We start from the raw sequence: 26977 nt of genomic DNA on the forward strand, positions 1-26977 counted from the left end.
GTCGAGGATGCGGTCAGCCCGACTTTTCGGTTGTCGGATCGATCATCTTGCCGATGGCCGTCACCCTGGTCGCCGGGAAGCCGCTGATTTCCGCGTGCTTGTGAATGAGATCCTCGTTCTTCGCCAAGTAGACGCAGAATGTCTTGTCCGCCGCAACGTAGTTTTCCACCCACTGGATGTCCGGACCGAGCTGGGCCAGGACCTCGTTCGACTTTGCGGCGGCCTCGGCGAGCTGCTGGCGTTCGAGGGTTCCGACCTCGGGGATGTCGCGTTCGATGATGAATTTGTTGAGCGCCATGACGTCCTCCTGTGTTTCCGTCTGAAATTACCACAATCCGGTCTGCGGCTCACTCGCAGCTGATCGCGCAGTTTCAAAACGCGAGGAACGGCCGGGCCGCTAATAACCGGCGGTGCGGTCGACTTCCTGAAGCAGCGGCCGGCCGGCCTCGCAGCGCCTGATGTTGGCGACGATCTGTGGCGCCAGTTGCGCGATGTTTGGGCGTCGCGCGACATGGGGCATGACGGTCACCCCGGGGTGATCCCAGAGCGGGCTGTCCGGCGGCAGCGGCTCGGGGGAATGCGCATCGAGGGCGGCGTGGCAGAGATGGCCCGAATCCAGTGCCGCGATCAGGTCGCCGGTCACCACATGCTCGCCGCGGCCGATATTGATGACCATGCCGCCCTCGGGCATTTTTGCAAACGCCGCCGCATTCAGGATGCCGCGGGTCTTCCCGGTCAGGGGCAGCAGGCAGACGACGATGTCCGAGCGCTCGAGGATCGCGTCGAACCGGCCGGCGCCGGCGTAGACGGGGATCTCCGCACCGGGCTTGGGCGTCCGCGTCCAGGCGGCGACATCGAAGCCCATGTCGCGCAGGATACGGGCCGGTTTCCGCGCCATGACCCCGTAGCCGAGGAAGCCGACGGTGCGGTCCTCGGGCCGTTTCTGCCGGATCTCCCGCCATTCCCTGCGGGCCTGGCGCTCCCGGTAGGTCGGCATGTTGCGATGCAGCCGCAGCACATGCATGACGACGTATTCGGTCATCATCGGATCGCCGTCTTCCGGCTCCAGTTTGGAGAGAGGAACGTCCGGCAGCCCGGGATGCCCGATGAAGCCGTCGACCCCCGCCTGACGAGTCAGCATCGCCTTAAGGTTCGGGAATTCCGGCCATTCGTCCGGGGCGGGGCGGGTGAAGGCCAGATACTCGATATCGGCCGGGTCGCCGACATCGGGCCAGAAGCGCACGTCCAGGTCCGGCAATTCGGCATTGACGGCCGCTCGCCAGTCCTCGGGCGTTCCCATCTTGAGGTCGATTATCAGCAGCGCCATGGTCTTTCGCTCCGGCCGGAATGACTGATTTGATCGACCGTATGTGCGAGCGTGTCAAAAGATAATCGGCGAAGGGTTCAGGACAGCGAAACCGGCGCCACTCCGATCCCGGCGCGGCGCGGGAGGGGCTCATCCGGGCCCCTGTCCTGTTTCGCCTGCCGCTCAGTCCCCGATGTGGGCGGTGGACGCGATCTCGACCAGGAACTCCGGTTTCACCAGATCGGCGCGAATGCAGTAGCGGGCCGGCGGATCGGCGGGGAAATACTCCCGGTACACCTCGTTCATTCCGGCATAGTCGCCGAGGTCGCTCAGGAAAATCTGGTTGAAGGTAATGTCCGCCAAGGACCCTCCGGCCGCTTCCAGGACCGCCTTGATCGCCTCCAGGACGTGCCGCGTCTGCGCCTTCACGTCGCCCGCGCCGACCAGGTTGCCCCCGGCGTCGAGGGCGACAATACCCGAAACATACACGGCATCGCCGGCGCGCGCGCCGGGCGAATAGGGTGCAAGCGGGGGCGCGGAGCCCTCCGGAACGATTATCTCGTATGGCATGCGTTTCTCTCCTTCTGGTGGTTGGCTCGCAACGGGGCCGCGCGGCGATTATACAGGGCGGCCGGCCCGCAGACAGCTTCCGCGACACCAACGGCACGGCGCGGGTACCGGGCTGCCGCCTACTCCGGTTCGTCGTCGTCGAGCAGAATGCGTTCGGCCGCGCCTTCGGGGTCGTCGAACTGGCCCGAGCGCGTCGCCCAAAGGAAGCCGATCAGGCCAATCCCGCCGAGCAGCAGCGCGATCGGGATCAGGTAGACCAGCACGCTCATCGGGACGCCTCTGCCGCCCGGCGCGACCGGCCGGCCAGCCGGATTGCGTTCAGTACAACGACGATGGACGAGCCCGACATGCACAGCGCCGCGACCAACGGCGTGACCAGCCCGGCGACGGCGAGCGGAACGGCGAACAGGTTGTAGCCGACGGCAAGTCCGATGTTCTGACGGACCAGCGCCTGCGCCCGGCGCGCGACGGTCAGCGCCTCCGCCACCGGCTGCAGCGACCGGCTCTGGAATACGATGTCTGCGGCGACCTGGGCGATGTCCGCCGCGCCCGACGGTGAGATCGAGGCATGGGCGGCGGCAAGCGCCGGCGCGTCGTTCAGTCCGTCGCCGACCATCAGGACTCGGGCGCCGGCTTCACGCAGGGACGCCAGCGCCGCCAGCTTGTCCTGTGGCATGCATCCGCCGCGCCAGTCCTTGATGCCAACGGCGGCGGCGACGGCGGCCACCGCGTCCGGCCGATCGCCGGACAGCAGCACCGGGCGGAGGCCGGCATTGCGCAGGATCGCGACCGTCCGGGCCGCGTCCGGGCGCAGGGCGTCCTCAAAGCGGAAACGGACCGGCGCCGCTCCGGGCCGGGAGAGCCAGATCTCGCTACCGGGCGCGGAAGTGCCGCCGGCGGGGTCTTCGGCAATGCCGCACCAGTCCGCCCGGCCGAGCCGGATATCGCCTTGCCCGGTCGCCAGGCTCAGGCCGCAGCCCGGCGTTTCGGCGACTCCCGCCGCCGGAGCGATAGCGGGCGCGGCGGCGCAGAGCGCGCGCGACAGCGGATGGCGGCTGTTCGCGGCGAGCGAGGCTGCCAGTTCCAGCGCCTCCCCGGAAACCGCCTCACTATCGACCAGCGCCGGCGCGCCGAGGGTGAGGGTCCCCGTCTTGTCGAAGACGACGGTATCCGCGGCGGCAAGGCGCTCCAGCGCGTCGCCGGACTTGACGAGCACGCCCCGGCGCAGCAGCCGGCCCGTCGCCACGACCTGGACGACCGGCACGGCCAGGCCGAGCGCGCAGGGGCAGGTGACGATCAGCACGGCGATGGCGATCAGCAGGGCGGGCTGCCAGGCCATTCCGCCAAGCAGAATCCAGCCGAGAAATGCCAGCAGCGCCAGCGTGTGGACCACCGGTGCGTAGAGGCGGGACACCCGGTCTGCCAGCGCGACATAGTCCGACTTGCGTTGTTCGGCGGCTTCGGTGAGCCGGACGATATCGGCCAGCACCGTCCCGTCGCCGGCCGCGGTGACCTCGACCTCGATCGGCCCGGTGAGATTGACGGCGCCGGCATGGACCGCCGCACCGGGCTCAACGGGAATGGCTGCAGATTCGCCGGTCATCAGGCTGGCGTCGATCTCCGACCGGCCGCGGCGGACGATGCCGTCGGCGGCCAGCCGCTCGCCCGCCGCTACCGCAAGCCTCATGCCCGCCGCAAGTTCCGCAGCGGGTATTTGACTGGTCAGCCCGTCCGCACCGATCACCGTTACGCGGCCATCCTGCAGCGCGATCAGCCGGGCCGCGGCGGACTGCGCCTGACGCCGGGCGCGCCGGTCGAGAAAGCGCCCGATCAGCAGGAAGAACAACAGGGCGATGGCAGAATCGAAATAGGCATGCGGCCCGCCGCGGATCGTTTCCCACAGGCTGACTCCGGCCGCCAGCGTCACCGCGAGCGCAATCGGCACGTCCATGTTGGTCCGGCCGGCGCGCAGGGCCTTCAGCGCCGAGCGGAAGAAGGGCCGCCCGGCCCAAGCCAGCGCCGGCAGGGCGATCAGCGCCGAGAACCAGTGGAACAGACTGCGGGTCTCGGCCGCCATGCCTTCGGCGTGGCCCGTCCAGATCGACAGCGACAGCAGCATGACATTGGCCGCGGCGAAACCGGCGACTGCCATGCAGCGGACCATCTCCCGTTCTTCCGCGGCGGTCCGGACCGGCAGGCTTTCTGGCACGAGGATCGAGGCGTCATAGCCGGCAGCGCGCAGAGCGGCGACGAAGCGTTCGCCGGAACCCTGGCCTTTGGCCGAGTCCGGTCCCAATGCGCCGGCCTCCGCGTCGCGCCAGCGGACGCGCACCCGCCCCTGGGTCAGGTTCGCCCGGGCCCAATCGACTCCGGGCAACGCAGCGAGGGCCCCTTCGACCTTCGCGATGCAGGCGCCGCAATGCATGCCGTCCACATGCAGGCTGACCTCGCGGATCGCGGGTAACGATGCAGGATCGTCGCGCCCTCCCGGCGCCCGCGGCACGGCGGCTGCGGCCGTATCGGACGAGGCGGCCATCAGTCCAGGACGAAGCGGCGCTCGGCCGTTATCCGGTCGCCGCCCAGCGCAATATGGAACAGGACCTGCCACTGGCCGGCACGCGGCGCGCGGACCGGCGCGACGTAGCGGCCGTCGCCGTGCGGCTTCATCGCTACCGTGAAGTCGAGCCCCCTTTCGATGGGCCGGCGGAATTCCGCGCGCACGGTCGCCGACGACAGCGGTGCCCCGGCCTTGTCGTGCAGCGCCAGGACCAGGCTCCTCTCGGCCGCGGCCCCGTCCAGCCGGGCGGCGACATGCCAGCCCAGCGCGGCCGCCTTCCGCTTCGCCGCCAGCTGCTCGTTGAAGCCGAGACCGCGCCGGTAGGCGTCGTCGGTCGAAACGCCGGTGAAACTGTCGAAGGCGAAAAAGACCATGATGGCGTTCGCCGCCAGGACAACGACGAAGCCCCAGACGAATGTCCAGGGAATCCAGAGGCTGCGCCTTGCGCGCGCGTCGCCCAGCTTCGGCCGGTCCGTCATCGGTTCGCCGCCTTCGGACCCCGGAAGGTGGATTCGCGCACTGTCGTGCCGCCGTCCTCGCTGGTGACGACGAAACGGATCTTCGTTTCCGGCGCGGTCACGCTCCGTGCCGGCGCGCGGACATGGAGCCGGTATTCGCCCAGACCGTCCGGCGGCGCGGTGACGGTCACGCGGGTCGCCGGCCGGGTCGAACGGCCAACAAGGACCATCCGCGCGCCCGGCAGGCCCGCCACGGCAATTTCGAAGTGTCGTGTCGCCCGCGCCTTGTTCAGCACCTTGAGATCGTAGCTGTTCTGGATCGCCCCGCTCGACAGTTGCACGAACAGGGTCCGGTCGTGCAGCACGCTGACGCCCTGGTCGTCGCGCGTTGCGAGGGAGACGACCATCAGGCCGGCGACGCCGAGCAGCATGAGGAAATACAGTACGGTACGCGGCCGGATCAGCCGGTAAGTCAGCGGCTCTTTCGCCGCGCGCTGCGCCATGCGCCGCTCGGTATCGAAGGCGATCAGGTTGGGCGGCAGACCGACTTTCGCCATGATCTCGTTGCAGGAATCAACGCACAGGCCGCAGCCGATGCATTCGAGCTGGAGGCCGTCGCGGATGTCGATGCCGGTCGGGCAGACCGCGACGCACTGCTTGCAGTCGATACAGTGGCCGGTGTCGCCCCATGCCTGGCCCTTTCGGTGCGGGCCGCGCGGCTCGCCGCGATGACGGTTGTAGGTGACGACGAGGGAATCCTCATCGAGCATCGCCGCCTGGAAGCGCGGCCACGGGCACATGAAGGTGCAGACCTGTTCGCGCGCCATGCCGGCCAGCAGATACGTCGTGGCCGTGAACAGGCCGACGAAGAAGTAGACCGATTCCGATGCCGCCCCGGCGAAGAAATCGCGGACCACCGTCGGCGCATCGACGAAATACATGATCCAGGCACCGCCGGTCAGGAAGGCGATGATGAGCCAGGCGCCGTGCTTGGCCATTTTGCGGCCAATCTTTCCGGCCGACCAAGGCTGTTTGTCGAGCCGGATGCGGGCGCCGCGGTCACCCTCGACCCGCCGCTCGACCCACATGAACAGGTCAGTCCACACGGTCTGCGGGCAGGCATAGCCGCACCACACGCGGCCGGCGAGGCTGGTCGCGAGGAACAGGCCAACCGCGGCGAGCACCAAGAGGCCGGTGAGGTAGTAGACCTCCTGGGGCCAGATCTCGATGAAGAAAAAATAGCCGCGCTCGTGGTTGAGATCGACCAGCACGGCCTGGTCCGGCGCGCCGGGGCCGCGGTCCCAGCGCACCCAGGGCAATACGTAGTACAGGCCGAGCAGGCCGAGCAGCGCCGCCCATTTGAGGCTGCGGAACCGGCCGCTGACCTTGCGGGGATAGACCTGCGCCCGGCGGGCGTAGAGGTTGAGGGGGCGCGACGGCGCCCCGGCCCCGGCGCGCGCGGCGGCCTTCTGCTCGCGGACCGAGCGGATGTCGGCAGCGTCGCCGTAGTCGTGAACCGTAGCGCTACCGTCCGGGGACACGATGGCTCTCCCTCAGCCGCCTTTGCACCGGGTTCCGTTCCCGATGGCCGGTGCCGGCGGGCGCGTCTACTCGCCGCCACCCAGGGCGTGGACGTAGACAGCCAGCATTTTGATGGTCTCGGCGTCCAGCCTGGTGTGCCACGCAGGCATCGCGCCCATGTTCGGCTTGGCGATCTGCGTAACGATTCCCGCCTTCGAGCCGTCCCGCAGCCAGATGGCGTCGCTCAGACGGGGCGCGCCCTGCTCCCGGTCGCCCCGCCCTGTCGCGCCGTGGCAGGTGGCGCAGTGTTCTTTGTAAAGCGGCGCACCCCGTGCCGACGCCGCGCTGTCGGTCGAGCGCTTGCTCAGGGACAGGACGAACTCGGCGACATCCGCGATCTGTTCTGGCGAGAGCGTTGCATCCTCTTCGCCGCCGAAAACCGGCATTTCCGAGATGCGGGTGTCGTCTTCCTCGTTGCGCACGCCATAGCGAATCGTCTCGTGAATTTCCTCGAGCTTGCCGCCCCACAGCCAGTCGTCGTCGGCGAGCGAGGGATAGCCGCCGGGATTGCCTGTCCCGCCGACGCCGTGACAGGGCGCACAATTGTCGGCGAAGGCCGCCTTGCCGCCGGCCAGCGCAAAGCGCAGCAATTGATCGTTCGTGCGGATATCGGCGAGGGAGGAGTCGCGTATGCCCTGCCGGAATTTGCCCTGGGCGGCTCTCGCCGCGGCGATCTTCTGCTCCACCTCGACGCGCGAGGAGTAACCGAGCACGCCCTTCGTGTAGCCCGAGAGGCCGGGAATCGCCGGATAGAGAATGAAATAGACGACCGCCCAGGCGATGGTGGCATAGAGCAGCCAGAGCCACCAGCGCGGTAGCGGGGTGTTCAACTCCTGGATGCCGTCCCATTCATGGCCGGTTGTGGCCTGGCCGGTGTAGAGGTCTTTCTCGATCTTGCTCGGCATCGCCTAGGCCCCCGGTTTCTCCGACGATCCGGTTTCAGGCGGCGGCGGGGCGGTCTCGGCCGTCCGGTCGTCTTCTCCCAGCGGGATCCGGGCGGCGCGGCGGAACCGCTCGCGGTTGGACGGCCACAGGACCCAGGCGACAATCCCGAGGAACAGCGCCATCATCCAGACGACCCAGGCGGAACGGACAAAGGCGTAGAAATCCTCCACCGCGCGCCTCCTACTGCTGCAGGTCCTTGACGGTGTATTTCTTGAAATCCACCATCCGGCCCAGAATCTGGAGATAGGCCACCAGCGCGTCCATTTCGGTCAGCTCTTCCGGCCTGCCGTCGAAATCGGCGACCATCGCCTTCGGATACCGCTCCAGCAGCCCGTCATGGTCGTGGTCGCCTTCGGGATCGGCCTGGCCGACCATGTCGGCGTAGGCCGCGGCAATCATCGCTTCGGTATAGGGTACGCCGACCGCCTTGTTGGCCTTCAGATGGCGGGCGATATCATCGCTGCCCAGCCGGCGCCGCAGCAGGAAACTGTAAGGCGGCATGACGCTGCCCGGCTCGACGCTGCGCGGATCGACCAGATGCTGGACATGCCAGGCGTTGGAAAATTTGCCGCCGACCCGGGCGAGGTCCGGACCGGTCCGCTTGGAGCCCCACTGGAAGGGATGGTCGTACATGCTCTCGGCGGCGAGGCTGTAAGGGCCGTAGCGCTCCACCTCGTCGCGGAAGGCGCGGATCATCTGGCTGTGGCAGTTGTAGCAGCCCTCGCGGATGTAGATGTTCCGCCCGGCGAGTTCGAGCGGCGAATACGGACGGACGCCCTGAACCGGCTCGATCGTCGACTTGATCGTGTAGAGGGGGACGATCTCCACCAGCCCGCCGATCGACACGGTGATCAGCGTCGCGATCGCCAGCAGGATGACGTTCTTTTCCAGGATCGCGTGGGAGAATTTCGCCATCTCCTGCGCCCCCTACGCGGTCGCCGCCGCGCCGGCGCCGGACGGCTGAGAGCCCTCGTAGGCGGATACCTGGTCGTCGGCGTAGTTGCCGCGAATCGTGCGGTAAAGATTGTAGATCATCAGCAGCGCGCCGATCAGGAACAGGATGCCGCCGAACGCCCGGATCACATAGTAGGGGTGCATCGCCTCCACTGTCTCGACGAAGCGGTATTGCAGGAAGCCGAGATCGTTATAGGCCCGCCACATCAGCCCCTGCATGATCCCGGAGATCCACATCGAGGTGATGTAGAGCACGATGCCCAGCGTCGCGATCCAGAAATGGTAGCTGACCAGCTTCAGGCTGAAGAGCTCGCGCCGCCCCCACAGTTTCGGCACCAGGAAATAAAGCGCGCCGAAGCTGATGAAGGCGACCCAGCCGAGCGCGCCGGAATGGACGTGGCCGACGGTCCAGTCGGTATAGTGGCTGAGCGCGTTGACCGGCTTGATCGACATGACCGGCCCTTCGAAGGTGCTCATGCCGTAGAAGCCGACCGAGGCGACCAGGAAGCGCAGGACCGGATCGGTCCGCAGCTTGTCCCAAGCGCCGGAGAGCGTCATCAGGCCGTTGATCATGCCGCCCCAGCTCGGCATCCACAGCATGACCGAGAACATCATGCCGAGGCTCTGCGCCCAGTCGGGCAGGGCGGTGTAGTGCAGATGGTGCGGGCCGGCCCAGATGTAGAGGAAGATCAGCGACCAGAAGTGGATGACCGACAGCCGGTAGGAGTAGACCGGCCGCTCCGCCCGCTTCGGGACGAAGTAATACATGATCCCCAGGAAGCCGGCGGTCAGGAAGAAGCCGACCGCGTTGTGGCCGTACCACCACTGGGTCAGCGCGTCCTGCACGCCGGACCACAGGATGTAGCTCTTCGCGCCGACCCAGGACACGGGCACCGCCAGGTTATTGACGATGTGCAGCATCGCCACGGTGATGATGAAGGCGAGGAAGAACCAGTTGGCGACGTAGATGTGCGGCTCTTTCCGGCGCATGATCGTGCCGCCGTAGACCAGCAGATAGATCACCCAGACGATGGTCAGCCAGATATCGACATACCATTCGGGCTCGGCATACTCCTTGCTCTGGGTCACGCCCATGACATAGCCGGTGCCGGCCAGCACGATGAATATCTGGTAGCCCCAGAACAGGAAGCTGGCGAGCGCCGGACCGCCCCAGAGCGGCGCCCGGCAGGTGCGCTGGACGACGTAGAGCGAGGTCGCGAACAGCGCATTGCCGCCGAAGGCGAAGATCGCCGCCGAAGTGTGGAGCGGCCGCAGCCGGCCGAAGCTCGTCCACGGCAGGTCGAGATTGAGAACGGGGAAGGCAAGCTGCAGGGCGATGATGACGCCGACGAGGAACGCCACAATGCCCCAGAAGGCCGTCGCCAGCGTGAACTGGCGGACCACGGTCATGTTGTAGGCGGGGTATTGCGCGGTGCGCGCCGTTCCGCCGGCGAGGGCGTCAACGCCGTCCGGTCCCGCTTCGGCAGTTGCAGCTACCATGCCGGTCGGTCGCCCCCGATCTGATGGCTTCGGGCGTCACCGGACTGCATCGAGGCGCCCCCCGGCAACGGATGCATTGGACTCGGTTGATGTTCGCATAGGCATTGACTTATATCAATTTGATCCGCCCTTTGCGGACGTAGATTTTTCCGGTTGACCGGTTACCTGTGCGGCGGGGCTGAAACGTGGCGGTGGCAGAGGCATCGGCGGACAAAAGGACGACGCAAACCCGAACCGTCCCTTTGGGCGCGCCGTGGACCTGGCTTGCTGCCGGGTGGGAGGATCTCCGCCGGTCGCGCGGCACGAGCCTGGTCTGGGGCGCCCTGTTCGCCGTCGCCGGCCTCGTCATTCTGCTGATCCTGCATCGCTACCGGATGTACAATCTGGTGCTGCCGCTGGTGGCCGGTTTTATGCTGGTCGCCCCGCTGCTCGCCGTCGGCCTCTATCACGTCAGCCGGGAACTGGAGCAGGACCGGCGCGTCGGTATCGGAACCGCGCTGGGCGCGTGGCGCCGCAATGCCGGCCAGGTGGCGCTGCTCGGCTTCGTGCTGGGACTCTTCTTCCTGTTCTGGATCCGCATTGCGACGCTGCTGTTCGCCGTGTTCTTCGGCAGCGAACCGCCGCTGGCGTTCGGCTCGGAACCGCCGAACCTCCTCGGCTTCATCGAAACGGTTATCCTGACCGGCCGGAATCTGGGCTTCCTGGTCGTCGGCTGCCTTGTCGGCGCGGCCCTGGCGACGATCGTTTTTGCCGTTTCCGCCGTGTCCGCGCCCATGCTGATCGACCGCGACGTGACGGTATTCGAAGCCGTCCTGACCAGCTTGCGTACGGTGGAACGCAACAAATCCGCCATGCTGCTGTGGGCGATCCTGATCGTCCTGTTCACCGGAGCGGGCTTCCTTGTCGGATTTATCGGCCTCGCCGTGACGTTGCCGCTCGTCGCCCATGCAACCTGGCACGCCTACCGGGATCTGGTGCCCCCGCAGGCCTCCTGACAGGAACGCCGCCCATGTCCAATGTCGTCATGATGTTCGTCGGGATACTGGTCGCGCTCGCCGGGCTGTTCATGCTTGCGCGCGCGACCGATGACATGTTCGGCTTTGCCGGGGCGGTCTTCACTGCCTTCGGCGTCCTGTTCGCCTTCGGCGTGGTTCGCCGGATGACGGGCTGACGGCCTGCCCGATCCGCCGTCATGGCTGGTGCAGATCGGCGGTTCCCTTCTGTAATGATCGCCACGGACCTGTAGGCAATCCGGGACGTGCCGGCTTGAATGTCCGGCCGTGCGGCGCAACTTTCCCGGAAACGCTCGAGACTCGGAGGTGCCTGATGACGAGGCTCCTGTTCATCGCGGTCCTGGCCCTGGGACTCACGACTCCGGTCGCCGGGGCTCTGGCCCATCACGGCTGGTCGTGGACGACCGGCGGCAACATCGATCTGACCGGCATTATCAAGACCGTCCGCCTGGGCAATCCCCACGGCGTCCTGAAGGTCGACGTTGAGGGCGAGGAGTGGACGGTCGAGGTCGGCCAACCTTGGCGCAACCGTCGCGCCGGCCTCAGGGACGGCGACCTGGCCGAAGGGGTCGAGATCCGGGTGATCGGCGAGCCGGCCGCCGATGTGTCGGAAAAACGGGTCAAGGTGGAGCGGCTGTTCCTGGGCAGACGGGAATTCGTTCTATACCCCGGGCGCAACTGAGACCTTGGAATCCCTGTTCGCAGCGATCGAAGGGTCGGCCCTGGCGCAAACCCTGCGGGCTTCCCGCTGGCTCTATGCCGCCGTCAACGGCGCGCACATCTTCGCAATCGCCCTGCTGATCGGGTCGGTCGTCCCGCTCAACCTGCGGCTTCTCGGCGTGTGGCGGAGCATCTCCCGCGAAGCGGTGGTGCGGGTGCTCGCACCCGTCGCGGCGAGCGGGCTGATCCTTGCCCTGCTCACGGGACCGCTGCTGTTCGCGGTCCGGGCGCGGGAATACAGCGGTATCGAATTCCTGCAGCTCAAGCTGGTCTTCATCGCTGTCGGGGTTCTCTCCACGCTCGCCCTGTGCCGGACCCACGGGTTTCTGCTCAAGGACGCTCCTCGCGCGCGCCTGGCCGGTCACGCCATCCTCTCGACGGTATGCTGGCTGGGCGCACTCGTCTGTGGGCGCTTGATCGCCTTCGCCGGCGATTGACGCCGATACCGTCGGGCCGGCATGGTCGAATTGATCGATACCGTCGTCCAGCAGAGCGAATGACTCGCCGGCCCCCGTTGGTCGCTGGCCGACGCGGCCATAAAGCCCTTCGCCGAGCGCCTGCACCAGCTTGGCGGCCTCTGGCTCGCCGGGCGCCCCGCGGCCGACCGGGGGTGGGCGCGCGTCACGGCGCGGCCTTCCTATCAGGCGACCGCCGAGGTGCAGCGCGACCGGCCGCGCGAAGCCGCCATGCGCGAACGCGGCCGCGCCGCCCTTCCCCGATTGTCGGAGATCGCCTGACCGAATTGACGGCGGCTATTTGCCCGCCGGTCCGAGTCGAACCCGCCCCTGAAATACCCGTATGACCGCACCGCCAGCCGAACCGCCCGGTCGAACGGGAAATCATCCCGGAGAGCGCCCCGATAAGCGGCCCGAAGCGAAAAGGGGCGCCGACGGTCGGCCCTGGCCGTCACTTCGCGAGGCATTCGCCGTCTGGGCGAAGGTCGCGCTGCTGAGCTTCGGCGGGCCGGCCGGACAGATCGCCGTGATGCACCGCATCCTGGTCCAGGAAAAGCGCTGGCTCGGCGAGGCGCGCTTCCTGCACGCGCTCAATATCTGCATGCTGCTGCCCGGCCCGGAGGCCCAGCAGCTCGCCACCTACACCGGCTGGCTCATGCACGGCATCCGCGGCGGCTTCATCGCCGGGCTGCTGTTCGTCCTGCCCGGCGCTGTCGCCATCATGGCGCTCAGCATTGTCTACGCGCTCTACGGCAACGTCGGCGCCGTGGCGGCGCTGTTCTTCGGGCTCAAGGCCGCGGTGCTCGCCATCGTCGTCCAGGCCGTCGTGCGCATCGGCAGCCGGGCCCTGCGCAACCGGGCAATGCAGGCGATCGCCGCAATCTCCTTCATCGCGATCTTCTTCTTCGCCGCACCCTTCCCGCTGATCGTGCTGGCCGCTGCGGTCCTTGGCTTCATCGGCGCGCAGTCCGGTTCGGAGATGTTCGCCGGCGGCGGGCACGGCGATGAGGCCGAAGCGGAGGCCGACTCCGCGACGATCCTGGGCGACGCGCCGCCGGCCGGCGGCCGGCCGAACCGGCGGCGGCTGTTCCTGACCGCCGCCCTGCTGCTGGTCCTGTGGCTCGGCCCGGTCGCCGTCCTGTGGGCGATGCTCGGTGGCGGCCATGTCTTCGCCGAAATCGCCGTCTTCTTCAGCAAGATGGCTGTCGTCACCTTCGGCGGCGCCTATGCCGTGCTCGCCTGGGTCGCCCAGGCCGGCGTCGAAACCTATGGCTGGCTGCAACCCGGCGAGATGCTGGACGGGCTGGGTATGGCGGAGACGACGCCGGGGCCGCTCATCATGGTGACCCAGTTCGTCGGCTTCATGGCCGCCTTCCGCGAGCCCGGTCTGCTGGCCGCCCTGCCCGCCGGCGTTCTGGGCGGCGCGCTCACGACCTGGGTGACCTTCGCACCCTGCTTCCTGTGGATATTCCTCGGCGCGCCCTTCGTCGAGCGGCTGCGCGAGAACCGGGCTCTGACCGCCGCTCTCGCCGCGATCACCGCCGCCGTGGTCGGCGTCATCCTGAACCTCGCCCTCTGGTTCGCGCTCCACGCGATCTTCGGCACGGTCGTCCGGTTCGAGGCGTGGGGCCTATTGGTCGCCGTCCCGCAGCCGGAATCGCTGAACCCCTGGGCGCTTGCCCTTTCGGCCGCGGCGCTGATCGCCGCCTTCGGCTTCCGCATCGGCGCCGTACCGCTGCTGACGGCTGCGGCGGTGGTAGGGTTGGCGCTGGGAGCTGTGGGGGCGGTGTAGACAGGGGCGGTTGCCAACTGTTCCTACACCCTCGCTGTCATTCCGACCGGAGCCCCGGATTCAATCCGGGGCGGAGCGGAGGAATCTCGTCGCCGGACTCGGGTCCTTGTGGGTGAGACCGAGTCGAGATCCCTCCGCTCGCTTTGCTCGGTCGGGATGACGGTTGAAGGGTGATTGGTCGGGATGAAGCCAGAAGAACGTCGGCCGGCCTACTCCCCCGGCTTTTCGAATTCGCGGGCGCAGTCGCGGGTGATCCGGCGCATCGCCGTGTGGACCGTCTTGTCGAGTGCGAGGCGCAGGTTCCGCGCGCTTTCCTTGTCGCCGGCGGCGACCAGCGCGAATATCTTCGTGACCTTCGGCTTGTCGCCGTCCGGGATTTCGCCCTCTTCGGCGACAGCGTCGGCGACACAGGTGCAGAGCGGCGTGCGGTTGGCGACCAGCACCTTCGGCGTTTCCTGGCCGCGCTCCTGCCGCTTGACCAGGCTGTCGGCGCAGGCGGCGGCGAGTTCCTTCTTCGCACCGTCGGAGAAGGCCGTCAGCGCCAGGAAACAGGCCGGAAGGACAGCGAGGTTTCGAAGCATGGCAGAATTCCGGGATTGGGCTTCGGACGCGCCCGCGCCGGGCACGGAGATTTCGGCGTCCGCAGGAGGCGTCGATATCGGTAGCGCATGGTGTGGGTGCATGCCGCGTCCGCGCGCGTGTACATGCGCGCGGCTAGCCTTGGCGGGAGAAAGACCCTAATATGTCCGGCGGAACGACGCCAGCGCTGACATTCCAACCCGGACATCTTTCCGAACACTCCCCGAATCATTCGAAGATACGGTCATGGAACGGTCATTTGCGAAAGAGGTGCAGTCGCTGAAGAAGGGCGACGGCGAGATTTTCGAAGGCGAAGGCATCCTTGCGGTCACCAAGGCGGCGCTGCAATCCGGCGTCTCCTATGTCGGCGGCTACCAGGGCTCGCCGGTCTCCCATCTGGTCGACGTGCTGAACGACGCCAAGGACATCATGGACGAATACGGCGTCCATCTGGAGATCTGCGCCAACGAGGCGGGCGCAGCCGCCATGCTCGGCGCGTCGATCCAGTATCCGATCCGCGGCCTGGTGACCTGGAAATCGACGGTCGGGACGAACGTCGCCTCGGACGCGCTCTCCAACCTCGGCTCGGTCGGCGTGACCGGCGGCGCCGTGGTCATCCTGGGCGAGGATTACGGCGAGGGCGCCTCGATCATCCAGGAGCGCAGCCACGCCTATGCGCTGAAATCGACCCTGTGGCTGTTCGATCCGCGGCCCAACCTGACCTCGATCGTCAACCTGACCGAGAAGGCCTTCGAGTTGTCCGAAGCCTCCAACCAGCCGGTCATGGTCCAGCTGCGCATCCTGGCCTGCCACGTCCAGGGCCGCTTCGAGGCCAAGGACAACCAACACGGGCAATTCACCGGCAACCGCAAGCTGGAGAAGCCGAATTTCGACCTGATGAAGATCGCGCTGCCTCCGGGCACCTACGCCCAGGAAAAGCACAAGTGGGAAGAGCGCGTGCCGGCCGCGATCGACTTTATCCGCCGGGAAAAGCTGAACGAGACGTTCGACGGCGAGCTCGACGACCTCGGCATCATCTGCCAGGGCGGCCTGTACAACACGGTGCAGCGATCCCTGAACCATCTCGGCCTCGCCGACATCTACGGCAATTCCCGGGTGCCGATCTATTGCATGAACGTCACCTACCCGCTGGTGCCGGAAGAGATCTCCGGCTTCTGCGCCGGCAAGAAGCATGTCCTGGTCGTGGAGGAAGGCCACCCGTCCTATATCGAGGACGACGTCAACGTCATCCTGCGCAAGGCCGACGTCCAGACGAAGGTGCACGGCAAGGGCCCGCTGCCGATGGCCGGCCAGTACACCTCGGACGTCGTGCAGAACGGCGTTTCCAAATGGATCGACGAGATCGGCCTGCCGGACACCAACAAGGGGAGCGCCGGCGCGCGTATCAAGTACATCGTCGGCCTCAAGACCAAAGCCACGAAATATCTCGGCAGCCCGGTTCCGCCGCGGCCGCCGACCTTCTGCACCGGCTGCCCGGAACGGCCGGTGTTCAGCGCCATCAAGCTGATGGAGAAGGATCTCGGCAAGACGCATATCAGCTGTGATATCGGCTGCCACACCTTCTCGGCCCTGCCGCCCTTCAGCATCGGCCAGACCGTGCTCGGCTACGGCCTCGGCCTCGCCAGCTCGACCGGGGTCGCGCCGAATTTCGACAAGCGCGTCATCTCGATCATGGGCGACGGCGGCTTCTGGCATAACGGCCTGAGCACCGGCGTCGCCAGCTCCGTCTTCAACCGGAACGATTCGATCCTGATCGTGATGAAGAACGGCTACACCTCGGCCACGGGCTGGCAATGGGTGCCGTCGACGCCGAAGGAGGGCAATTTCGAACAGTCGCACATGTCGATCGAGGAGACGGTGCGCGCGCTCGGCGTCAAGTGGCAGCGCAAGGTGCGGACCTACAACGTCTCGAAGATGGTCAAGACCCTGAAGGAGGCGATGACCACGACGCACGAGGGCCTCAAGGTCATCATCGCGGAAAGCGAGTGCATGCTTGCCAAGCAGCGCCGGGTGAAGGCCGAGCGAACGAAGCTGATCCGCGAGGGCAAGCGCGCCGTGCGGCCGCGTTTCGGCATCGACGACGATGTCTGCACCGGCGACCACAGCTGCATCCGCCTGTCGGGCTGCCCGTCGCTCACCATCAAGGCGAACCCGGACCCGCTGCGCACCGACCCGATCGCCCATGTCAACACGGGCTGCGTCGGCTGCGGGCTGTGCGGCGAGGTCGCCCACGCGGCGATCCTGTGCCCGTCCTTCTACAAGGCCGAGATCGTCTACAACGCCGGCGCGTTCGAGCGCTGGCTCGCCGGCGTGCGCCAGCGCGTCATCGGCATGGTCTACAGCCCGGAGGAACTGCGCCTCGCGCCGCGCCAGGAAGGCGCGATGGAGCAGGAAGACGCAGCAAAGGCGGCCTGACCGTGGCCAGCGCGAAGAAATCCGGCAAGGCGGCGCCCAAGGCGGCCGCCAAGCCGAAGGCGTCCCGCCGCAAGCCGGCGGAGGAGCGGCCGGTCACCGTCGTCATCGCGGCGATGGGCGGCGAAGGCGGCGGCGTGCTGACCGCCTGGCTGGTCGATGCGGCGCGCAAGGCCGGCCTGCCGGTGCAGGCGACATCGATCCCCGGCGTGGCCCAGCGCACGGGTGCGACGACCTACTATGTCGAGATCGTGCCCAAGCCCTATGCCGAGACCGGCGACATCGAGCCGGTGCTCGACCTGTATCCGGGCCCGGGCGACATCGACATGATGATCGCGACCGAGCTGATGGAGGTCGGCCGGGCGATGGAGAAGGGCTTCATCAGCCCGGAGAAGACGACGCTGATCGGCTCGACCCACCGGGTCTACACGCTGGCCGAGAAGATGGCGATGGGCGACGGCCGCTACGACGGCGACAAGATTCTCGACGCCGCCAGGCAGATGTCGAAGCGGCATATCCTGTTCGATATCGAACGCGCCGCCCAGGACGCCGGCACCATCATCAATTCGGTCCTGCTCGGCGCCATGGCCGGCTCCGGCGTCTTGCCCATCGAACCCGAGGCCTTCAAGGACGGCATCCGCGATTCGGGCAAGGCGGTCGAGTCCAACCTGGCCGGTTTCGATGTCGGTTTCGCCTACGCCACGGGCGATGTCGTCGAATTGCAGACCAAACCGGCGCCGCCGAAGGCGCCGGCGCCCCGGCCGGGCGATTCCGTTGGCGACCTGAAGGGGCGAATCGAACGGGATTATCCGTCGGAGACCCACGCCGTCGTGCTGGAGGCCTGCGGACGCTGCCTCGATTATCAGGACGCGGCCTACGCCCGGCTCTATCTCGAACGGCTCGATACGGTCAAAGCGCTCGACGAGGGCCGCGGCGACGGCGATTTCAAGATCACCAACGAGGCGGCGCGCCATCTCGGCCTGCGCATGACCTTCGAGGACATCATGCGGGTCGCCCAGTTCAAGACCCGCAGGTCGCGCTTCGAGCGGATGCGCCGCGACGTGCAGGCGCAGGACGACCAGCTCGTCCGCACGACCGAGCATTTCAAGCCGGGGCCGTACGAGTTCGCCTCCGTGCTGCCGAAGGGTCTGGGCCGCCGGGTCGTCGACTGGGCCGACCGCAACCCGGCCAGGGCGCGCAAATGGCATTTCGGCCTGCATATCCGCACCGACACCGTCTGGGGCTTCGCCCGGGTGCGGACGCTGGCCGCCATGCGCCGCTTCCGCCGGCGCGGCTACCGCTATGCCGAGGAACAGGACCTGATCGAGGGCTGGCTCGACCTGGTGCGCAAGGCGGCCGCCGTCAGCAAGCCGATGGCGCTTGAGACCATCGAATGCGCCCGGCTGATCAAGGGCTATTCCGAGACCCACAAACGCGGCGTCGGCAACTATCGCCGGATCGTCGCGGAGATCGTCGAGCCGGCGCTGGCGGAAGGTGTCGACCGCGCCGGCGACATCGCCCAGGCCCGCGCCGCCGCCCTCGCCGACCCGGAAGGCGAGAGCCTGAGCGAGGCTATCGCCGCGATGACCGAAGCCCGCGCCGGCCCGGCGGTGGCGGCGGAGTAGCCCACCGCGTTCGGCAGAAGCATCGGCGGGGTCATGCACCGCGAACCTGCCACGCCCGACTCCTGAGTAACGACGGAAACCGGGAGGAGCCAACCGTGGACGGCATCTCGAAGTTCCGCAGCCCGATGGCAGACCCGATCGTCCTCGAAATGGCGCAGGAGCGCGGTATGGAGGAGGTGCCGCTGTTTGCCGACGGCCGGCGCAACATGCCGGCGCAAGCCTGGCGCACGGCCTTCGAGCGATGGGCGGAACTGGCGCCCGAGCGCGACGGGCCGGTCAATCCGGAGCGGACCGCCGTCGCGGATCCGGCCGAAATGACCCGGCTGATCAAGGACAAGGCACGGGAGCTGGGCGCCGACGACGTCGGAATCTGCGAACTGACGCCTGTCATGATCAACGAGGGCTACAGCTTTCCGCACAAATACGTCATCTCGCTGCTGCTTGAGGAGAAATACCAGGCCGTTCTCGGCGGCGCGCTCGCGGTCGAGATGGAGACCATCGACGTCTATGTGCGCTGCGCGGAGGTTTCGACCGAACTCGGCAAATTCATCCGCAGCCTCGGCTACCCGGCCCTAGCCGACCACAACGGCACCATGGAGCTGCAGGCGATCCCGGCCATGGTGGCCGGCGGCCTCGGCGAAATGGGCAAGAACGGTTCGATGCTCCACCGCCGGTTCGGCGCCAGCTTCCGTCCCGGATTCGTGCTCACCGACCTGCCGCTTGTGCCGGACGAACCCGACCTGTTCGGCGTCCAGGACTACTGCATGAATTGCCGGCTGTGCGAGAACAACTGCCCGCCGGCGGCGATTGCGGGCTCGGACGACTATGTGGTGACCGACGGCTACAAGCGCTGGCTGATCGACATTCCGAAATGCTACGAGGCCAGCCGCCTGCGCGACGAGTACTGCCACCTTTGCGTCGACGTCTGCCCCTATGTGCACAAGGAAAACGGCGATCCGGAGAAGCGCAGCCTCTACAAGCAGTTCATGGGCAAGCGCCGCAGGGCCGGCTGGCGGACACCGCAATGGTTCCTCGAAGACGAGGACGGCATTCTGAACGGCGGCGGGCGAAGCGAACCGCTCCCGACCTTGAGATCCGAAGTCCGCTCGCAGACGTGACGGTCATCGGGTTGTCGGACATGCCCGCACGAGCCCTCGATTCGGGCACCGGCGAACCGCTGTACTCCATGGACGATCGTGCCGCGACGATCACGCTGAACCGATCAAGCGATACTGGCGGGGCAGGGTCTCGCTGGGGCAAATCCACGCCCGGCATCCGGAGCCGCGCCGGACCTGATCCGGCGTCCAGAGCAATTCCTGCGATGCCCGTCCTGTGGCCCTGGCCCCCGGATCGCCGCTTCGCGCCGTCCGGAGTGACGGGGACGGGGGCGGAACCGAAAGCACGGCCCTGCAAAGCCGCACTTGCCAAATTCTCCTTGACCTTCTCCTTTAATTCGATAATTATCGAAATATGGAAATCAATTCAGCCACCGAAGCTTTCGCCGCCCTGTCGCAGGAAACCCGCCTCGCTGCCTTCCGGCTGCTGGTGCGCGCCGGGCCGGCGGGGCTGCCGGCGGGCGAGATCGCCCGGGCGCTGGGCGCGGCGCCGTCGACGCTCTCGACCCATCTGGGTCTCTTGCAGCGGGCCGGCCTGGTGACGTCGGAGCGGCGCTCGCGGCTGATCGTCTACCGGGCGGATTTCGACGGCGTCGGGGCGCTGATGCGGTTCCTGATGGAAGACTGCTGCAAGGGCCACAAGATCGTCCGGGCCGCGGTTCGCGCGGCACTCGAAGACGCGGCCTGACCGGCCCCGAACGGAAAACGAGAGGAGAAACGGCAATGAAACGCCTGCATGTGCATCTGAACGTCGCGGACCTGGACAAGACGGTGCAGTTCTACCGGACCCTGTTCGGCGCCGCGCCGGACAAGCTGAAGAACGACTACGCCCAGTGGATGCTCGACGAGCCGGCGGTCAATTTTGCCGTCTCGACGCAGAAATGCTGCGACGGCGAAGGCGGCGGCGTCTCCCATCTCGGCATCCAGGTCGAGGACGACGACAGCCTGAAGGCGATCACCCGCGCGCTGACCGACGCCGAGCAGTCCGTCTTCGAGGAGAAGGAAAACCTCTGCTGCTACGCCAAAGGCAACAAGACCTGGGCGTCTGATCCCGACGGCGTGGTCTGGGAAACCTTCCACCGGCTCGCCCATTCCGACACGATCGGCCGCGACGACGCCCGGGACGCGGAAATCGGCGCCCTGCACGACCGGGCGGCGCTGTAGGCGGCCTTTCCGCGGCGCGGCGCACCCCGGCCGGCGGCCCCGCGCCCGAAACGCCCCCAAACGCACGGCCGATGACCTTCTCCCTCGCCCGGAAACTCGCCGCCGAAGCCCTCGGCACCGCCTTTCTGCTCGCAACGGTCGTCGGCTCGGGAATCATGGCGGAGACGCTGGCCGGCGGCAACGTGGCGCTCGCCCTGCTGGGCAATACGGTGGCGACGGGCGCGATCCTGATGGTGCTGATCCTGATCTTCGGCCCGGTCTCGGGCGCCCATTTCAACCCGGCGGTCACGCTCGCCTTCCTGATCCGGCGCGAAATCGGCACGCGCGACGCGGCGGTCTACATCGTTGTCCAGATCGCCGCCGGGCTGGCCGGCGTGCTGGTCGCCCATCTGATGTTCGGCGAGCCGGCCTTCGCCGCCTCGGTCAACAGCCGGACCGGCATCGGCCAGTGGACCGGCGAGTTCGTCGCCACATTCGGGCTCGTGGCGACCATCCTGGGCACGGTCCGCTTCCGCCCGGAGGCGACGGCCTACGCCGTCGGCCTGTTCATCTCGGCCGGCTACTGGTTCACCTCATCGACCTCCTTCGCCAATCCGGCGGTCACGATCGCCCGCAGCCTGACCGACAGTTTCTCCGGCATCCTGCCGGCCCACGCGCCGGGCTTTATCCTGGCCCAGCTTGCGGGCGCGGTCGCGGCAACGCTCGTCTTCGGCTGGCTCCTCAAGGAACGCAGCGGCTGAACGAAGGGGAGCGCCGCTGCGGCGCGCTTCCCGTATCGCCGATTGCCGGATGGCGCTATAGCTGCGCCCGGCGCCGGCTCCGCGGCGCTCTTTTTTGCGCCGCCCGTTCCCCCGCCCCTCCCGGCCGCTGCCTGTTCCGCCGATGAACGATTCATGACCGTCAGAGCCAAAGCGGCCTTTTTCCTGGTCCTGATGCTGATGGCGGCAGCGGGCTCCTTTTCGATGCAGGTCTTCCTGCCGGCGCTACCGGAAATCCAGCGCTACTTCGGGTCGAGCCAGTCCTTCGTCCAGCTCACGCTCAGCCTGTCGATGGTGGCGATCGCCGTTTCGACCCTGTTCTACGGTCCGTTGTCCGACCGTTTCGGCCGCAAGCCGGTGCTGGTCGGCGGCATGGGCCTGTTCCTTGCCGGCAGCCTGCTTTCCACTTTCGCGCCGTCGGTCACCCTGCTGATCGTGGGGCGGGTCGCGCAGGCCGCCGGCGGCGCTGCCGGCATGGTCCTGAGCCGCGCCATCGTCCGCGATGTCTACGGCGCCGCCGAAGCGCCGAAGGCGATAAACTACCTGACGATGGCGATGGTGATCGCGCCGATGATCGCGCCGGTGGTCGGCGGGTTTCTCACCGAAGGCTTCGGCTGGCGGGCGAATTTTGCCGCAACCGCCGTGCTCGCCCTGCTGGTCGGCGCCCTTGTCGTCGGGTTGCTGCACGAGACCTTTCCCTCCGCAGCGCGCGCCCGTTCCCGCGACGGATCGATCGTCCGGTCGGCGCTGGGCGGCCTGCGCCAGGTCGCGCGGTCGCGGCGGTTCTGGGGCTATACGCTGATCTCGGCCTTCAGCATGGCGATCTTCTTCGCCTTCGTCGCCGGCGCGCCCTACCTGATGAACGGGCTGCTGAAACGCCCGCCGAGTGAATACGGTTTGTGGTTCCTGGGCATTCCCGGCATGTTTGCCGTGGGGAGCTTCACCGCGACACGGCTTCTGAACACGCTGGGCCTCGACCGCTCGGTCATGCTGGGTGCGATTCTGGGCGCGTTGGTCCTGGCCGTCGCGGCCCTGCTGTTCGGCGTGTTCGCCCTCACGCCGGCCCTGTTGTTCGTGCCGGCCTACGCCATCTCTTTCTTCCAGGGGCTTATCATCCCCAACGGCGTCGCCGGCGCGATCAATTCCAGCCCCGGCGCCTTCGGCGCGGCGTCCGGCCTGGTCGCGTTCGTCCAGATGACGGTGAGCGCCGCCGCAGCGCAGCTTTCGGGCACCGTCACCGGAGACAGCGTCTGGCCGCTCGTCGCCATCATGGCGGCGTGCGCCTGCCTGGTCCTGCTGCTGCTGCCGCTGCTTCGCAGCCGGCCGGCTGTGGCGGAGCCAGCGGCCGTGTCACCGGCCGACAGCGGCTGAAACCGGGACGGTTTTTTCCCAGGCGCCGGCGCCGTCGATCAACGTCACCCGGACGCTGAAGTCTTTTGGAACCGGGCGCTTGCCCAGGATCGGGATCGAGACGCCGACCCGGCCACCGGCGCCCGCCGTCACCGGGCCGGTCCTGCCCAGCCGAACGCCCCTTGGCGCTTCGACGAGGATGACCGGCTTGGCGAAAGTTCGACTGCGATGGCGGATTTGCACGCTCAAGGCGCGCCCGCGCCGCTCGGCCCGCCAGACCGCAAAGCCGTCGCCGGCCTGTTTCGGCACCCGGGCACGCGCCGCAACGATGGCCGGGTGCGGCGCGGCCTTGGGCGGAACGGCGAGCGCGAGCATTGCCTCGACCGGGATGCAGACATCCTTGCAGAGCTGGTACAGCACCGCGACGCGCGCTTCCAGGGCGGCGTCCGCATCCCGAACCGTCGCGCGGATCGGCAGGGTGAAGCGGCCGCCGAAGCCCCGGGCCCGGAAGCCGAAGCTGGTGAAAATCTCCGGCGTCGGCCAGACGATCCGCGCCGATTTCAGGTTCCGGGAACCCTGCCAGTCCAGGACCGGCGGCAGCCCCGGCGCGCCCGGCGAGCGCCAGAAGATCTTCCAGCCCGGTTTGAGATCCATGGTCAGGCCCAGCCAGCGGCTGTCGCCCGCACCGCCGCCGCCGACGAGCCGTAGCCGACCCTCCAGCCCGTCTGCCCAAGGCGACTCGGCCGCCGGCGCCGCGGCGGCAGGCATCGCTGCGGCTGCGGCCAGACCCGCCGCCAGCAGCAGGGCGCGGGGCCATCCCCCCTTTACATATCCGGTCACAATTCCCGATTTGCGGGCGGTTTCGCTTGCGCAGCGCGCCGGTCGGCCTATCTTCGGAAGCGACCGGCTGCGGATAAGGCCGGCGTTCCGCGACGGAGGATGACGATTCCGGGTTCGACCGCAAGCGCCAATCCCTGGCTTACCGGACGGCTGCTGATCGCCATGCCCGGCATGGCGGACCCGCGCTTCGCCCACACCGTCATCTACATGTGCGCCCATTCCGGCGACGGCGCCATGGGCCTCGTCGTCAACAAGCGCTCGGACAGCATCGTCTTCAAGGAACTGCTGGAGCAGGTCGGCGTCGACGACTGCACGATCCAGCGCGACATCCCGGTCCATATCGGCGGGCCGGTCGAGACGGCGCGCGGATTCGTGCTCCACGGCGGCGGTTACAGCCACACGGGCACGATGGCGGTCAGCGACGGCATCGGCCTCACAGCGTCGGTCGATATCCTGCGCGAGGTCGCGGCCGGCGGCGGGCCGGATCACTGCCTGCTCGCCCTCGGCTATTCCGGCTGGGGCGCCGGACAGCTCGAACAGGAAATCCAGCAGAACGGCTGGCTGACCGCCGACGCCGACGTATCCCTGGTCTTCGGCGCCGACCTGGACGAAGACCGCTGGCGCACCGCCATCGGCACGCTCGGCATCGATCCCAGCATGCTGTCCAGCACCGCCGGCCACGCCTGACGTCTCAGGCGGCCCGACGTCAAGCAACGAGCCGCGCCGCCATCGCATCGTAAGGCTCCAGGTCGCCGGCCGGGCCCAGCGCCGCGCAGGTCAGCGGGCCGGCGAGCAGCTTTTCGCCGAACGCGCCGACCGCCGCTTCGTCGACCGCATCGATTTTCTGCAGGATCTCCGCCGGCGGCAGCGGCCGCCCGTAAACCATCATGTGGTGCGCAAGTTGCTCGCAGCGCGCGCCCGTGCTTTCCCGCGACATCAGCAGGCCGGCGCGGGCCTGCGCCCTGGCCCGGGCCAGCTCCTCCGGTCCGGCGCCCCGGGCGAGGTCGGCCAGCTGGTCGAGCACGACCGGCGCCAGCTCCGCCGCCCGGTCGGGTCCGGTGCCGGCATAGATGCCGTAGAGGCCGGTGTCGGCATAGGCGGTGTTGTGGCTGTTGACCGAATAGACCAGCCCGCGCTTTTCCCGCACCTCCTGGAACAGGCGGGACGACATGCCGCCGCCGAGGATGGCCGAATGCATCATGGCGGCGAAATAATCGTCGTCCGCGTGAGCCGCGCCGCGGAAACCGAGCAGCAGGTGAAGCTGCTCCAGATCGCGCTCTTCGCGATAGTCGCCCCCGTCGTAGCGTGCCGGTTCGGGCGCGCGCCGGCTGCCGGCCGCCAACGCCGCGAACCGGTCTTCGACCATCGCGGCGAAGCTCTCATGCTCCAGGTTGCCGGCGGCGGCCACGACCGCCCGGGGCGCGGTGTAGTTGGACTTGTGATAGCCGTCGAGCCGGTCGCGCGGGAAGCTGCCGACGATTGCCGGATCGCCCAGCACGGGCCGGCCGAGCGCCTGGTCCGGATAGGCGGTTCGCTGGAAATGGTCGAAGATGATGTCGTCCGGCGTATCCATTGCCTGGCCGATTTCCTGCAGCACGACATCCCGCTCGCGCGCCAGCTCCGCCTCGTCGAACAGGCTGTGCTGGACGATGTCGCCGAGGATGTCGACGGCGAGCGACAGGTCGCCCTTCAGCGTCTTGCAGAAGAACGCCGTCGCCTCGCGCGACGTCCAGGCGTTGATATGGCCGCCGACCGCCTCGATCTCGTCGGCGATATCCTGCGCGCTGCGGCGCGCCGTGCCCTTGAACATCATGTGTTCGAGCAGATGGGACACGCCGTTGACCTCGGCCGGCTCGTGGCGCGCGCCGGCGTCGATCCAGACGCCGCAGGACACGGACTCGACCTGGGGCATGGCGTCGGTCGCGATCCGCAGACCGCCGGGAAGCGTCGTGACCTGCGCGGTTTCTGTCATACGATCAGAATTGCGATGTATTTGCGACCATTCTCGATGGCCTTCGAGGTTCTCCCTAGACGATCCATTCCGTCCTCGTTCGCCAAATTTGGCTACTCGGAGGTTTCTTCATCGTAGTAGATGAAGCGAAGGCTTCCTCGGAGCAATTCGATCCATGCATCCTGCTCTGATTTTGGCCACATCGTTTTTCGAGGAGGCAGATGTGCAAGTAGCGCGGTGATGACCGGATCAATTTCATCATCGTCGCTTGGCCCGCTAGCGCCATTTCCAGACTCGCTTCGATTTTGGCGACTTTGCTGTACATGCGAATCGGTGGACACCGATCCGTCGGGCTCCCCGCCCAAATGGCCAGGCATCATCAGTTTGTCGCGGCCATTTTCAAAGAAGCCGGCTGTTTCGGCAGAACGAAGCAGTACTTGACGTGCGCGGTCAGTTTGCCCGGATGGTACACCAAAGGATTCCATCTGGCGCCGTAGCGCATCCGGTGGAGGCAGGGTCATCCCAAGATATTCTTCGTAGACCTTTTTGAACAGCGGGATGACAAGGAAGGCTTCTGCCTTTGCCTTGCGTTCGGTCGAAGCATCAACAGCGCGTAACCCCAAGTCCGTCAAACAAACGAGGTTTGACCCTCGGGCTTTCTGGGTCAGACCAAATAGCCGCGCTGTCGCAACCCGGACACGGAAGCCAGAGCTGGTCGGGCTCAAGCTCATCTGTCCTGCCACCTCCTCAAAACGGCATTCGGACGACCCATTGCGTGCATAGACCGCTTGAGCGAATTCGAGTGCGGATTTCAAGTCCATATATGGAAATGAGATGCCCGACTTCTCGCGCGGGCGTTTTTTTTCAGCGGTCTGTTCGGTCTGGCTTCCCGAAGTCGCCGCAGCGCCATCTGTTTCCATAGCTATGATGCTCCAATTGAGGTGCCGGACTGGAGGGGTTATGTGTCGCTTTTGTCCATTTGTCAACCAATTGTTCATCTAGCGGCAAACAATTGTGGCATTTCTGCAACGGTAAAGGTGTTCAAATGAGCCGGCGCGCACCGTCGGTTGACAAACGTAGAGTGGCGCGGCAAGTTGCCGATGCCGGGGCGGTGTCGGCCCCGGCATCACGATCATAACCCAGTCTACCGCGGACGCAGAAGAAAGGAGGGTGTGGTGATCTGGCAACCGCCCGGTAGGAGAGGCCGCGACCGTAGCCTACGGGCTGCGGTCAAAGCCTGACGGCGGGCGGGTCAAGGTTCGTATGCCTTGACCCGCTTTCCTTAGCACAATTGAGCGAATCGGTCCATCA

General features: G+C 67.2%; 28 protein-coding genes. 13 read left to right on the forward strand and 15 right to left on the reverse strand.

The genetic code is table 11. From position 1 onward, the window contains the following. Nucleotides 1-13: 13 nt before the first annotated feature. The 11 genes from OXM58_09605 to ccoN form a co-directional block, all read right to left on the reverse strand. Nucleotides 14-298: a DUF4242 domain-containing protein gene (locus OXM58_09605; protein MDE0148618.1), complete on the reverse strand. Its 285-nt coding sequence runs from the start codon at nucleotides 296-298 to the stop codon at nucleotides 14-16. A 99-nt stretch (nucleotides 299-397) separates the two neighbouring features. Continuing rightward, nucleotides 398-1327 (reverse strand): glyoxylate/hydroxypyruvate reductase A, encoded by a 930-nt coding sequence (locus OXM58_09610; protein ID MDE0148619.1) that lies wholly within the window; start codon nucleotides 1325-1327, stop codon nucleotides 398-400. A 162-nt stretch (nucleotides 1328-1489) separates the two neighbouring features. Then, on the reverse strand, nucleotides 1490-1876 hold the full coding sequence (gene rutC / locus OXM58_09615; GenBank protein ID MDE0148620.1) for a pyrimidine utilization protein C: 387 nt from the start codon (nucleotides 1874-1876) through the stop codon (nucleotides 1490-1492). A gap of 119 nt (nucleotides 1877-1995) precedes the next feature. Continuing rightward, nucleotides 1996-2145 (reverse strand): cbb3-type cytochrome oxidase assembly protein CcoS, encoded by a 150-nt coding sequence (gene ccoS, locus OXM58_09620; GenBank protein MDE0148621.1) that lies wholly within the window; start codon nucleotides 2143-2145, stop codon nucleotides 1996-1998. Further along, nucleotides 2142-4412 carry a heavy metal translocating P-type ATPase gene (locus OXM58_09625; protein ID MDE0148622.1) on the reverse strand — a complete coding sequence of 757 codons (2271 nt, stop codon included), beginning with the start codon at nucleotides 4410-4412 and terminating at the stop codon, nucleotides 2142-2144. The genes ccoS and OXM58_09625 overlap by 4 nt, the downstream gene beginning before the upstream one ends. Continuing rightward, nucleotides 4412-4912, reverse strand: a complete 501-nt coding sequence (locus OXM58_09630; GenBank protein MDE0148623.1) for a FixH family protein — start codon at nucleotides 4910-4912, stop codon at nucleotides 4412-4414. The genes OXM58_09625 and OXM58_09630 overlap by 1 nt, the downstream gene beginning before the upstream one ends. Beyond that, nucleotides 4909-6432 carry a cytochrome c oxidase accessory protein CcoG gene (gene ccoG, locus OXM58_09635; protein ID MDE0148624.1) on the reverse strand — a complete coding sequence of 508 codons (1524 nt, stop codon included), beginning with the start codon at nucleotides 6430-6432 and terminating at the stop codon, nucleotides 4909-4911. The genes OXM58_09630 and ccoG overlap by 4 nt, the downstream gene beginning before the upstream one ends. A 66-nt stretch (nucleotides 6433-6498) precedes the next feature. Beyond that, on the reverse strand, nucleotides 6499-7377 hold the full coding sequence (gene ccoP, locus OXM58_09640; GenBank protein ID MDE0148625.1) for a cytochrome-c oxidase, cbb3-type subunit III: 879 nt from the start codon (nucleotides 7375-7377) through the stop codon (nucleotides 6499-6501). A 3-nt stretch (nucleotides 7378-7380) separates the two neighbouring features. Beyond that, nucleotides 7381-7587, reverse strand: coding sequence for a cbb3-type cytochrome c oxidase subunit 3 (locus OXM58_09645; GenBank protein ID MDE0148626.1), 207 nt, complete (start codon nucleotides 7585-7587; stop codon nucleotides 7381-7383). Nucleotides 7588-7597: 10 nt separating this feature from the next. Beyond that, nucleotides 7598-8332: a cytochrome-c oxidase, cbb3-type subunit II gene (gene ccoO, locus OXM58_09650; GenBank protein MDE0148627.1), complete on the reverse strand. Its 735-nt coding sequence runs from the start codon at nucleotides 8330-8332 to the stop codon at nucleotides 7598-7600. Nucleotides 8333-8344: 12 nt separating this feature from the next. After that, nucleotides 8345-9781, reverse strand: a complete 1437-nt coding sequence (gene ccoN, locus OXM58_09655) for a cytochrome-c oxidase, cbb3-type subunit I (GenBank protein ID MDE0148628.1) — start codon at nucleotides 9779-9781, stop codon at nucleotides 8345-8347. Between the two features lie 332 nt (nucleotides 9782-10113). On the opposite strand from ccoN, the gene OXM58_09660 reads away from it, so the two are divergent. The 5 genes from OXM58_09660 to chrA all read left to right on the forward strand — a co-directional run bounded on the left by OXM58_09660 (nucleotide 10114) and on the right by chrA (nucleotide 13851). After that, on the forward strand, nucleotides 10114-10866 hold the full coding sequence (locus tag OXM58_09660) for a DUF2189 domain-containing protein (GenBank protein ID MDE0148629.1): 753 nt from the start codon (nucleotides 10114-10116) through the stop codon (nucleotides 10864-10866). Between the two features lie 14 nt (nucleotides 10867-10880). Further along, a complete protein-coding gene (locus OXM58_09665; GenBank protein MDE0148630.1) occupies nucleotides 10881-11042 on the forward strand; it encodes a hypothetical protein in 162 nt (53 codons plus the stop codon). 155 nt (nucleotides 11043-11197) lie between these two features. Further along, nucleotides 11198-11566 (forward strand): DUF6152 family protein, encoded by a 369-nt coding sequence (locus tag OXM58_09670; protein MDE0148631.1) that lies wholly within the window; start codon nucleotides 11198-11200, stop codon nucleotides 11564-11566. 4 nt (nucleotides 11567-11570) lie between these two features. Then, entirely contained in the window at nucleotides 11571-12041 is a 471-nt protein-coding gene (locus tag OXM58_09675; protein ID MDE0148632.1) for a hypothetical protein, read from the forward strand. Between the two features lie 361 nt (nucleotides 12042-12402). Then, nucleotides 12403-13851, forward strand: coding sequence for a chromate efflux transporter (gene chrA / locus OXM58_09680; protein MDE0148633.1), 1449 nt, complete (start codon nucleotides 12403-12405; stop codon nucleotides 13849-13851). 209 nt (nucleotides 13852-14060) lie between these two features. Here chrA and OXM58_09685 read toward each other — a convergent pair whose 3' ends face one another. Continuing rightward, complete coding sequence (locus tag OXM58_09685; GenBank protein ID MDE0148634.1) at nucleotides 14061-14432, reverse strand: hypothetical protein; 372 nt, start codon at nucleotides 14430-14432, stop codon at nucleotides 14061-14063. 244 nt (nucleotides 14433-14676) lie between these two features. Between OXM58_09685 and OXM58_09690 the strand changes: the two genes are divergently transcribed. The 7 genes from OXM58_09690 (at nucleotide 14677) to OXM58_09720 (ending at nucleotide 22896) form a co-directional block, all read left to right on the forward strand. Next, complete coding sequence (locus OXM58_09690) at nucleotides 14677-16866, forward strand: indolepyruvate ferredoxin oxidoreductase subunit alpha (protein ID MDE0148635.1); 2190 nt, start codon at nucleotides 14677-14679, stop codon at nucleotides 16864-16866. Between the two features lie 2 nt (nucleotides 16867-16868). After that, entirely contained in the window at nucleotides 16869-18488 is a 1620-nt protein-coding gene (locus OXM58_09695) for an indolepyruvate oxidoreductase subunit beta family protein (GenBank protein MDE0148636.1), read from the forward strand. A gap of 95 nt (nucleotides 18489-18583) precedes the next feature. Continuing rightward, nucleotides 18584-19606, forward strand: coding sequence for a 4Fe-4S dicluster domain-containing protein (locus tag OXM58_09700; GenBank protein MDE0148637.1), 1023 nt, complete (start codon nucleotides 18584-18586; stop codon nucleotides 19604-19606). A gap of 352 nt (nucleotides 19607-19958) precedes the next feature. Further along, complete coding sequence (locus tag OXM58_09705) at nucleotides 19959-20291, forward strand: metalloregulator ArsR/SmtB family transcription factor (protein MDE0148638.1); 333 nt, start codon at nucleotides 19959-19961, stop codon at nucleotides 20289-20291. Between the two features lie 35 nt (nucleotides 20292-20326). Next, on the forward strand, nucleotides 20327-20767 hold the full coding sequence (locus OXM58_09710; protein MDE0148639.1) for a VOC family protein: 441 nt from the start codon (nucleotides 20327-20329) through the stop codon (nucleotides 20765-20767). Nucleotides 20768-20838: 71 nt separating this feature from the next. Then, nucleotides 20839-21507: an aquaporin family protein gene (locus OXM58_09715; GenBank protein ID MDE0148640.1), complete on the forward strand. Its 669-nt coding sequence runs from the start codon at nucleotides 20839-20841 to the stop codon at nucleotides 21505-21507. A gap of 153 nt (nucleotides 21508-21660) precedes the next feature. Beyond that, the gene (locus OXM58_09720; GenBank protein ID MDE0148641.1) at nucleotides 21661-22896 is read left to right on the forward strand and encodes a multidrug effflux MFS transporter; all 1236 of its coding nucleotides are present in this window, start codon (nucleotides 21661-21663) and stop codon (nucleotides 22894-22896) included. On the opposite strand, the gene OXM58_09725 is transcribed toward OXM58_09720, so the two are convergent. Next, a complete protein-coding gene (locus OXM58_09725; GenBank protein MDE0148642.1) occupies nucleotides 22876-23643 on the reverse strand; it encodes a protein-disulfide reductase DsbD family protein in 768 nt (255 codons plus the stop codon). The two genes, OXM58_09720 and OXM58_09725, sit on opposite strands and share 21 nt — an antisense overlap. A 171-nt stretch (nucleotides 23644-23814) precedes the next feature. Here OXM58_09725 and OXM58_09730 point away from each other — a divergent pair, with 171 nt between their 5' ends. Then, nucleotides 23815-24402 carry a YqgE/AlgH family protein gene (locus OXM58_09730; protein ID MDE0148643.1) on the forward strand — a complete coding sequence of 196 codons (588 nt, stop codon included), beginning with the start codon at nucleotides 23815-23817 and terminating at the stop codon, nucleotides 24400-24402. 19 nt (nucleotides 24403-24421) lie between these two features. Here the strand turns inward: OXM58_09730 and OXM58_09735 are convergent, their stop codons facing one another. Both OXM58_09735 and OXM58_09740 read right to left on the reverse strand, forming a co-directional pair. Continuing rightward, nucleotides 24422-25687, reverse strand: coding sequence for a pitrilysin family protein (locus tag OXM58_09735; protein ID MDE0148644.1), 1266 nt, complete (start codon nucleotides 25685-25687; stop codon nucleotides 24422-24424). 92 nt (nucleotides 25688-25779) lie between these two features. Then, nucleotides 25780-26586: a hypothetical protein gene (locus OXM58_09740; GenBank protein ID MDE0148645.1), complete on the reverse strand. Its 807-nt coding sequence runs from the start codon at nucleotides 26584-26586 to the stop codon at nucleotides 25780-25782. Between the last annotated feature and the right edge of the window lie 391 nt (nucleotides 26587-26977).

The organism is Rhodospirillaceae bacterium, from assembly GCA_028819475.1.
Taxonomy (GTDB): Bacteria; Pseudomonadota; Alphaproteobacteria; order Bin65; family Bin65; genus Bin65.